Annotated in this window: 1 protein-coding gene; it reads right to left on the bottom strand. The window is 60.6% G+C overall.

The features are described 5' to 3' along the window. The coding region (locus tag IEX72_RS15035; RefSeq protein ID WP_188788804.1) for a helicase-related protein at positions 1-1,117 on the bottom strand (1,117 nt) is incomplete at both ends.

Genomic DNA, 1,117 nt, shown 5'->3' with positions numbered 1-1,117 from the left:
GAGTCGACGTTGATGTCGTCGAGCATCCCCAACACGTCCGCCGTGTTGCCGAGTTTGCCGCGGATGTTCTCGACCTTGTTTTGGAGCATGTCGAATATCTCGCCCTCGCGCGTGTCCTCGAACGTGAAGTTCCAGACCTTGACCTCCTTGTCTTGGCCGTAGCGGTGGAGCCGGCCGATGCGCTGCTCGAGGCGGTTCGGGTTCCACGGCAGCTCGTAGTTCACCATAATGTGGCAGCTGTGCTGGAGATCGATCCCCTCGCTGGCTGCGTCAGTCGCGAACAATAGCCGGGACTGGCCGTGGTTGAACTCCTCCTCGATTCGGGCACGCTCTTCCTTGTCGACGCTGCCATCGATAACGAGGATTTCGTCGGCCCACGGCTCGTCTTTAACTAGCTCAAGCAGGTAGTCCAGCGTGTCTGTGTACTCGGTGAACAGCAGGAGTTTCTCATCGGGTTGCTCTTCCAGCAGCTGCTGGATGTAGCGGCGGACCTTCTGGGCCTTTGAGTCGACGGAGATACCCTCGGCGAGCGAGACGAGGTCGCGGAGCGTTTCTATCTCTTCTTCGAGTTGGGCGTCACTTTCGGTGACAGTCAGCGCGGAGAGTTCCTCCTCAGCTTGTTGTTTGTCCTCTTCGTCGAGATCCTCGCCGTCGAGATACGCGGACGCCTCTTCCGAGAGGCTCGTCGAGGTCGACTGCTCGTCGACGAGGTCGCCCAAGCGACGACTCAGCGTCGCCTGGATGGCGCCGATACTACTGACGAGGCGTTTCTGCATCAGTGCCATAGCGAACCCGACCGCTGGCTCGTTCAGCTTCTCGGAGCGGTTGTAGACGTTTTGGACGTAGTCAGTAACCGCGCGGTAGAACTGCCGCTCGTCGTGAGTCATCTCCACGGGAACGGTGTTGACCTCGCGGTCGGGGAAGATGCGCTCACCGTCGTCGTCGTACAGCGTCTGCTTCCCGCGGCGAATCATCACGCGGTCGACGGCTTCCTTCGAGAGATCCTGGTCCTCGGCGACGAGGAACGGGTCGATATACTCGACGAGCGAACGGAACGCCTCACCCTTGCCGTCGTGTGGCGTCGCGCTGAGCAGCAGCAGGGAGTCGGAGTTGTCGG

It is taken from the genome of Halobellus salinus (assembly GCF_014646875.1).
GTDB classification, from domain to species: Archaea; Halobacteriota; Halobacteria; order Halobacteriales; family Haloferacaceae; genus Haloquadratum; species Haloquadratum salinum.
This window is presented reverse-complemented; position numbering and strand designations above follow the sequence as displayed.